This window comes from Nostoc sp. EspVER01 (genome assembly GCF_034530635.1).
Taxonomy (GTDB): domain Bacteria; phylum Cyanobacteriota; class Cyanobacteriia; order Cyanobacteriales; family Nostocaceae; genus Nostoc.
The window spans coordinates 264143-272499 of the sequence record NZ_JAVRCS010000004.1; the positions used below are offsets into that span (position 1 = coordinate 264143).

6 protein-coding genes are annotated in these 8357 nt (G+C 44.4%); all 6 read left to right on the forward strand.

The window, feature by feature from the left end:
• Positions 1 to 53 precede the first annotated feature (53 nt).
• The 6 genes from RMX69_RS05925 to RMX69_RS05950 all read left to right on the forward strand — a co-directional run bounded on the left by RMX69_RS05925 (position 54) and on the right by RMX69_RS05950 (position 8093).
• Complete coding sequence (locus tag RMX69_RS05925; protein WP_322636802.1) at positions 54 to 2534, forward strand: BamA/TamA family outer membrane protein; 2481 nt, start codon at positions 54 to 56, stop codon at positions 2532 to 2534.
• A gap of 210 nt (positions 2535 to 2744) precedes the next feature.
• Positions 2745 to 3593, forward strand: a complete 849-nt coding sequence (lpxC, locus tag RMX69_RS05930; RefSeq protein ID WP_289797904.1) for a UDP-3-O-acyl-N-acetylglucosamine deacetylase — start codon at positions 2745 to 2747, stop codon at positions 3591 to 3593.
• A 99-nt stretch (positions 3594 to 3692) separates the two neighbouring features.
• Complete coding sequence (gene fabZ, locus RMX69_RS05935; protein ID WP_289797905.1) at positions 3693 to 4223, forward strand: 3-hydroxyacyl-ACP dehydratase FabZ; 531 nt, start codon at positions 3693 to 3695, stop codon at positions 4221 to 4223.
• A 311-nt stretch (positions 4224 to 4534) separates the two neighbouring features.
• Complete coding sequence (gene lpxA / locus RMX69_RS05940; RefSeq protein ID WP_289797906.1) at positions 4535 to 5353, forward strand: acyl-ACP--UDP-N-acetylglucosamine O-acyltransferase; 819 nt, start codon at positions 4535 to 4537, stop codon at positions 5351 to 5353.
• Positions 5354 to 5486: 133 nt separating this feature from the next.
• Entirely contained in the window at positions 5487 to 6653 is a 1167-nt protein-coding gene (gene lpxB, locus RMX69_RS05945) for a lipid-A-disaccharide synthase (protein ID WP_322636804.1), read from the forward strand.
• Between the two features lie 186 nt (positions 6654 to 6839).
• Positions 6840 to 8093, forward strand: a complete 1254-nt coding sequence (locus RMX69_RS05950; RefSeq protein WP_289797908.1) for a DNA cytosine methyltransferase — start codon at positions 6840 to 6842, stop codon at positions 8091 to 8093.
• Positions 8094 to 8357 lie beyond the last annotated feature (264 nt).

The following is an 8357-nucleotide window of genomic DNA, read 5'->3' on the forward strand; positions in this document are numbered from 1 at the left end:
GGCATTATTGCCTTGTGATGGTGTGTGTGGTCGTGAAGAGGAATATAAGTAAAATGCGTTTATCTCCCGTATTGCTGGCAGCAGTAGCAATTGCAGCCCCTTTGGGTGGCTCATTGAGTGCAAATGCAGAAACCGCCAACAGTTCAAAACAGACAACAGAAGTTTTGACACTAGAAACAAATCAGCAGCCAGAAAAGGACACTGGTCAGGTTAACTCTAGTAAAAGTCTAGAATCTCGACCTAAATCCACAGGAGTTATAGAGGCGGAGCGTACCCAATCCCGCGTCGTTGCAATTTACCCTGCTAATCCAGCAGCGAGCGCAACCTCAGAGGTAATTGTGCCAACTTCCACAACGCCAACAACTGCACAAACCCCTGAAATCAATCCCAGCCCTACTCAACAGCCGTCTCCGGCTCCAGATATTCCACCGCCAGAAATTCAACAACCAACGCCTTCCCCAACTCCTGAGACCACTCCAGTCCCAGAAAATGTCAATCCACCGACAACGGAACCTTTATTACCCACAACTCCAGAACCATCAACCGCTCCAGAAATTCCCCCCCCAGCTAGTCAAGAAAGAACACCTGCGCCATTCCCAGGCACTACTCCCAGTCCCCAGAATGTTAACCCACCGACAACTCCAGGTAATACTCAACCCAACACAGCCCCAGAAGCCAATGACCCCCGCGTACTGGTATCGGAAGTAGTAGTTAGATCCCAGACTGGCCAACTATTACCAGAACTGGAAAACCAAGTTTACAGAGTAATTCGTACCCAACCAGGACAAACAACCACCCGCAGCCAACTCCAAGAAGATATTAACGCCATCTTTGGTACTGGCTTCTTCTCCAACGTCCAAGCAGCGCCAGAAGATACCCCCTTGGGAGTGCGGGTGAGCTTTGTTGTCCAGCCTAACCCCGTTCTCAGTAAAGTAGAAGTGCAAGCCAATCCTGGCACTGGTGTTGCTTCTGTACTCCCAGCTAATACTGTGGATGAAGTCTTTAAGGAGCAGTATGGCAAAATCCTCAACTTGCGTGACTTGCAAGAAGGCATCAAGCAGTTAAATAAGCGGTATCAAGACAAAGGTTACGTACTAGCTAACGTAATTGGAGCGCCACAAGTTTCTGAAAGCGGAGTTGTTACCTTACAAGTAGCAGAAGGGGTAGTAGAAAACATTAGAGTCCGGTTCCGCAATAAAGATGGTCAGGAAACAGACGAAAAGGGACAACCAATTCGCGGACGGACACAGGAGTACATCATTACCAGAGAAGTTGAGTTGAAGCCAGGACAAGTATTCAATCGCAACACAGTGCAAAAAGACCTACAGCGCGTGTATGGATTAGGACTGTTTGAAGATGTGAATGTGTCCCTTGACCCTGGTACTGATCCCAGCAAGGTGGATGTAGTAGTGAATGTAGCTGAACGCAGCAGCGGTTCTATTGCCGCTGGGGCAGGGATTAGCTCTGCTAGCGGACTTTTTGGAACAGTTAGCTATCAACAGCAAAACCTGAACGGTAGGAACCAAAAACTGGGGACAGAAATACAGGTAGGAGAACGAGAGCTGCTGTTTGACTTGCGGTTTACCGACCCCTGGATCGCAGGAGATCCTTACCGGACTTCCTACACAACCAATATTTTCCGTCGCAGTTCTATTTCGTTGATTTTCGATGGTAAAGATGAAGACATTAGGACGTTTAATCCTGGTAATCCCACCGATGTAGATTCTCAGGATCGCCCCCGCATTCTCCGTGTAGGTGGCGGTGTCACCTTTACCCGTCCCTTGTCTGCCAATCCTTATAAAACTTCTGTCTGGACTGCCTCAGCGGGCTTACAGTATCAACGAGTTTCCGCCCGTGATAGTGATGGCAATCTGAGAAAAACAGGAGCGGTATTTGATGATGATACTGGAAACCGCCTGAGTGATGAAATTCCACTGACCCTCTCTAGCAGCGGTCAAGACGATTTACTACTGTTACAAGTGGGGGCACAGCGCGATCTCCGTAATAACCCCTTGCAACCCACTAGTGGTTCTTATCTCCGCTTTGGAGTCGATCAGTCAGTCCCTGTGGGGCTAGGCAACATCTTCCTCACCAGATTGCGGGGTAGCTACAGCCAATATTTACCCATTAAGCTGATTAGCCTCAGCAAAGGGGCACAAACCTTAGCATTTAACTTGCAAGCAGGAACTATCCTCGGTGACTTGCCTCCCTACGAAGCTTTTACCCTTGGGGGTAGCAACTCCGTTCGGGGTTATGAAGAAGGAGCATTAGGTAGTGGACGCTCTTATGTGCAAGCATCAGTTGAGTATCGGTTTCCAGTTTTTTCAGTAGTTAGCGGCGCACTATTTTTTGATCTCGGTAGTGACCTGGGAACTAGTACTAGGGCTGCTGAAGTGTTGAACAAAAATGGCAGTGGCTATGGTTATGGTCTTGGCGTTCGCGTCCAGTCTCCACTGGGGCCGATTCGGATTGATTACGGTATCAACGATGATGGTGATAGCCGGATTAATTTCGGTATTGGCGAAAGATTTTAACCAGTTAGGAGTTAGAAGTTAGGAGTTATGAGTTTTAATTCCTCACTTTTCACTGTTAACTCATAACTTTTCTGGATTAGCTTGCTAATTGTTACATTTACCTCAATACTGTTCCGATAAAGGGACTAATGACATTTTTCAGGGAATATCAGGGATTTTACCAAAACAGACGATGAACAATACTAAAGGAAATATATTAACTTTTCGGCTATGCGACAGCACACTCTAGCAGATCAAATCACCCAAATAGGGGTGGGACTGCATAGCGGTGTGAATACCCAGGTGCGGATATTACCAGCCGAGGCGGGAAGTGGACGCTACTTTGTGCGGGTGGATTTACCGGATTTGCCAATAATTCCAGCCCAAGTTGCAGCAGTTAATCACACTGTTCTCTCAACTCAGTTGGGTAAGGGTGAGGTATATGTTCGCACGGTAGAGCATTTGTTGGCAGCACTTTCGAGTATGGGCGTGGATAATGCCCGGATTGAAATTGATGGTGCAGAAGTTCCACTTTTAGATGGTTCAGCAAGTGTATGGACAGCTAATATTGCCCAAGTTGGCTTAGTCTCACAACCCGTTAACAACCAAGTTCCCTTGGCTATTACAGAACCAATATGGGTCTATCAAGGGGATGCCTTTGTATGTGCCCTTCCAGCAGAAGAAACCCGCTTTAGTTACGGTATTGATTTTGACCTGCCTGCTATTGGTAATCAATGGCATAGTTGGTCACTAACAGCTGAACTAGAAAACGCTTCTGCTAGCTTTGCTACGGAAATTGCTCCTGCGCGTACTTTTGGCTTACTGCATCAAATTGAACACTTACAAAAAACAGGGTTAATTAAAGGTGGCAGTTTGGATAATGCACTCGTTTGTGGGCCAGAAGGCTGGCTAAATCCACCGTTGAGATTTGCAAATGAGCCAGTCCGTCATAAAATCTTGGATTTAGTAGGAGATTTGAGTTTACTAGGAACTTTTCCTCGTGCTCATTTTTTAGCGTATAAAGCCAGCCATAATTTACACATTCAACTGGCTCAAAGAATTTTAGATTTGGGGTTTTAGATTTGGGATTAGAACTAAAGCTTAAAATCCAGGATTATTAAGGCTTTGGATATACGCCTGCCTACTCAACTTTTAGATAAAAAATCAACTACACGGCCAATGTCAATCCTCACTGAAGTGAATACCATCGATACGACTACACCGACATCTACTGAACCACAGGGTATAAATGAGATTACAATCAGTTCTGAGATAAAAACAACTTTCACATCTGAAGAAATTCAGAAATTGCTACCCCATCGCTACCCATTTTTACTTGTAGACAAAATAATTGACTACGTGCCAGGTAAAAAAGCTGTTGGGGTTAAAAATGTCACTATCAACGAACCCCATTTTCAAGGACATTTCCCTGAACGTCCACTGATGCCAGGGGTGCTAATTGTTGAATCAATGGCACAAGTTGGAGGCATTGTCCTAACTCAAATGTCTTCGGTAGAAGGCGGGCTGTTCGTCTTCGCTGGTATCGATAAAGTTCGCTTTCGTCGCCAGGTCGTGCCGGGAGATCAACTAGTCATGACGGTGGAACTGTTATGGGTAAAACAACGTCGTTTCGGTAAGATGCAAGGTCGTGCCGAAGTTGATGGTCAACTTGCTTGTGAAGGGGAATTAATGTTTTCTTTAGTTAGCTAAAAGTTTGCTTTCGTGGTATGGGTATAGCCGTGAAATGCCCCTACTGAATCCTGTTTCAGGATAACAGTTAAAAAATCCACAATAGCATCTGAATAATTTCTTGATTTTCGCCGCCCTCTCTACGAGACGCACTCACAAACACACTTAACTTGCTTTGCCCGACACTTTCGTTCACTGAAATATTTCACACTCAACAACGCCAGTCGCCTCAATGGGGCGGTAGTCGATACAACTCTCTTAACCAGAGTAACGCGCTGCCTCAAAAACCCCGCCTGGCGCTGGATTATTAAGACAGTTCTGGAGATTCACCCTTGAAAACGCTAATTCATCCAACTGCTGTAATTCATCCGAAATCGGAACTTCACCATACAGTGCAAGTCGGTGCCTATGCTGTGATTGGAGCGCATGTCAAAGTGGGCCCTGAAACAATAATCGGCGCTCATGCAGTGCTAGAGGGGCCTTGTGAAATTGGGGCGCAAAATCAGATTTTTACAGGTGCAGCCATCGGCATGGAACCCCAGGATCTGAAGTTTGTAGGAGAACCAACCTGGGTCAAAATTGGTGATAACAACTTGATTCGTGAGTACGTTACCATTAACCGCGCTACCGGTGCCGGTGAAGCGACAATAATTGGTGATGGTAATCTGTTGATGGCTTATGTCCATGTGGCTCATAACTGCGTCATTGAAGACCAAGTAGTGATTGCTAACTCTGTGGCGTTGGCTGGTCATGTCCATATAGAGTCACGCGCTAGGCTCAGTGGAGTTTTAGGTGTCCATCAATTTGTGCATATTGGTAGACAAGCAATGGTGGGAGGTATGGCACGTATTGACCGGGATGTGGCCCCATATATGCTAGTGGAAGGAAATCCAGCGCGGGTACGAACCCTCAATCTTGTCGGACTCAAACGGTCTGGTATGGACTCAGCAGATTTGCTTATGCTGAAAAAAGCCTTCCGCATTCTCTACCGTTCTAATTTGTCTTTTAAGGATGCTTTGGAACAGTTGGAATTGTTAGGGGATAGCGAAGAATTGCAGCATCTGCGACGCTTCCTTCTACTTTCTCAGATGCCTGGAAGACGTGGCTTGATTCCCAGTAAAGGGAAAAAAGGCGCAAGTGATGAATCGTGAGTTAGAAGTTAGGAGTTAGGAGTTATGAGTTATGAGTTGATAAATTACATTTTTTAACTCTTCACTCCTCATTCCTAACTCTTCACTTTTAACTCCTCACTTTTAATTCCTAACTCCTAACTTTAATTATCAAATGCGGATATTTATCAGCACTGGCGAAGTATCTGGCGATTTACAAGGGTCGCTACTAATTTCAGCGCTGAAGCGTCAAGCTGTGGCGATTGGGTTGGAATTAGAGATTGTGGCGCTGGGTGGCGAAAAAATGGTAGAGGCTGGGGCAATTCTGTTGGGAAATACCAGTAGTATTGGCTCAATGGGTATTCTAGAAGGGCTACCTTATGTTTTACCGACTCTTCAGGTGCAACGTCAAGCGATCGCTTCCTTAAAGCAAAATCCACCTGACTTGGTAGTGCTGATCGATTATATGACTCCCAATCTGGAAATTGGGACTTATATGAAACAGCATCTGCCAGATATACCTGTGGTATATTACATTGCTCCCCAAGAGTGGGCTTGGTCATTAAGTTTGCGGAGGACTAACCGGATTGTTGGTTTTACAGATAAGCTGTTGGCAATCTTTCCACAAGAAGCCCGTTACTTTCGCGAGAAAGGCGCAAAAGTTAGTTGGGTGGGACATCCTTTGGTTGACCGAATGCAAGATGCTCCTACTAGGGAAGCAGCTCGTGCAACACTGGGAATTGCATCAGAAGAAATTGCGATCGCACTTCTCCCCGCCTCTCGCCGCCAAGAACTAAAATATCTTTTACCAGTAATTTTTCAAGCTGCCCAAACTATTCAAGCGAAATTACCTGAAGTTCGTTTCTGGATTCCACTGTCGCTGGAAGTTTATAGACAGCCAATTGAGGAGGCTATTGAGCGTTACGGTTTGCGGGCGACAGTTTTATCAAGTCAACAAAAGGAAGTTTTTGCCGCTGCTGATTTAGCTATTAGCAAATCTGGTACTGTCAATCTAGAACTTGCTCTGTTAAATGTGCCACAGGTTGTAGTTTATCGCCTTAGTCGTTTAACTGCGTGGATCGCTCGTAAAATCCTCAAAGGTTCAATAACCTTCGCATCGCCACCTAATTTAGTCGTGATGAAGCCGATTGTGCCAGAATTTTTACAAGAGCAAGCCACAGTAGAAAATATTACCCAAGCAGCAATGGAACTGCTACTCAATCCCAGTCGCAGAGAGCAAACTTTGCTAGATTATGAAGAAATGCGGCAAAGTTTAGGAGAAGTTGGGGTTTGCGATCGCGCTGCTCAAGAAATTTTGCAAATGCGACTAAATAATTCGTAATTCGTAGTTCGTAATTCGTAATTAAAAATAGAGAATCAATCAGTTTATTTATGAGTAAAATTAAGTGCGAACCACCTATTTTTGCCGAAACCCACATTTATACATAGGGTAATTACGAATTACGTTAGCGAGTCTTCGAGCGTCATTATCAATTACGAATTAGATTGGGGTGTCATGGCTTATGAGATGAAAAAACAAAGAGCGATCGCAGTTGATTTATTTGCTGGCGCGGGCGGTATGACTCTTGGCTTTGAGCAAGCTGGTTTTGATGTGCTAGCGTCTGTGGAAATCGACCCGATCCACTGTGCAACCCATGAGTTTAACTTCCCTTATGCGAGAGTGTTATGTAAAAGTGTTGTGGATACAACTGGGGAAGAAATTAGGAATCGGTCTGAGATTGGCGGTCGCGAAATTGATGTGGTTATTTGTGGCTCACCATGTCAAGGATTTTCCCTAATTGGCAAACGGGCTGTTGACGATCCTCGAAACTCTTTGGTATTTCACTTTCATCGCCTGGTTTTGCAACTAAAACCAAAATTCTTTGTGATGGAAAATGTCCGGGGAATTACAGTTGGCGAACATAAACAAATTCTCCAAGCTTTAATTAGCGATTTTAGAATTCACGGCTATCAAGTAGAAGAAAATTATAAAATTCTCAACGCTGCAAATTACGGAGTACCACAGTCCCGTGAGAGATTATTTCTCATAGGTGCAAGGGAGGATGTAGAGTTACCGAAATATCCTCAGCCGATTACTAAACAAGCTTTACTAAATAATTTAAATTCTAAAAAAATATCTGACATCCCATCGAGTCCTACAGTATGGGAGGCAATTGGAGATTTACCTGAAATAGAAAAATATCCAGAGTTACTAACAAGAGATTGGGTTGTTGCAGACTATGAAAAGCCTAGTAAATATGCTCTTGTACTTCGCGGTATCAAATGCCTAAATGATGATTATTCTTACAAACGAGAATATGATTTGCGAATACTTTCTTCAAGTTTAAGAACCAAACATTCTGAGGAAACTGTTAAACGTTTTCTGGAGACTCAACAAGGCGAAAGAGAAAAAATTAGTCGTTTTCATAAGCTACATCCTGCTGGTGTCTGTAATACTTTAAGAGCGGGAACAGATAAGTATAGGGGTTCCTTCACATCTCCGAGACCGATTCATCCATCTACGCCGCGCTGTATCACTGTCAGGGAAGCGGCGAGATTGCATTCTTACCCCGATTGGTTTAGATTTCATGTAACTAAATGGCACGGATTTCGACAAGTTGGTAACTCTGTACCACCGTTACTAGCAAAGGCTGTGGCGTCAGAAATTATTCGCAGTTTGAATATTTCGCCTTTTAAGCCGAGTTTGGGATACCAGTTGGGAGAGGAGAAGCTATTACAATTTAATATGTCGCAAGCGGCACAATATTATCAGTGTGATTAGTAAGTTGTAATATCTGCAAGATTTCACTATCTAAACCCATCGTTAAACCTTTCAACTAATTAAAAAGCCTCTCCACTACTACCCAGTTTTTTCTTGAGTATCTCTTCCATTGCCCTCAAATCCTCGTTAGTCTCAGGGAATGGATATGTTGAATTATATCATGTCCCCTTGATTGCTTATTAAACCCGAAGAACCCCCCTCCCCGCAGGCGGGGAGCAGGGTGGATTAATTGTCGGGAGAGAAAAAGTTTTCTCACTCGACCAT

Bases quoted from the DNA above. Each gene is read 5' to 3' on its own strand.
- RMX69_RS05925 (WP_322636802.1), top strand. From the start codon at position 54: ATGCGTTTATCTCCCGTATTGCTGGCAGCAGTAGCAATTGCAGCCCCT.
- lpxC (WP_289797904.1), top strand. From the start codon at position 2,745: ATGCGACAGCACACTCTAGCAGATCAAATCACCCAAATAGGGGTGGGA.
- fabZ (WP_289797905.1), top strand. From the start codon at position 3,693: ATGTCAATCCTCACTGAAGTGAATACCATCGATACGACTACACCGACA.
- lpxB (WP_322636804.1), top strand. From the start codon at position 5,487: ATGCGGATATTTATCAGCACTGGCGAAGTATCTGGCGATTTACAAGGG.
- RMX69_RS05950 (WP_289797908.1), top strand. From the start codon at position 6,840: ATGAAAAAACAAAGAGCGATCGCAGTTGATTTATTTGCTGGCGCGGGC.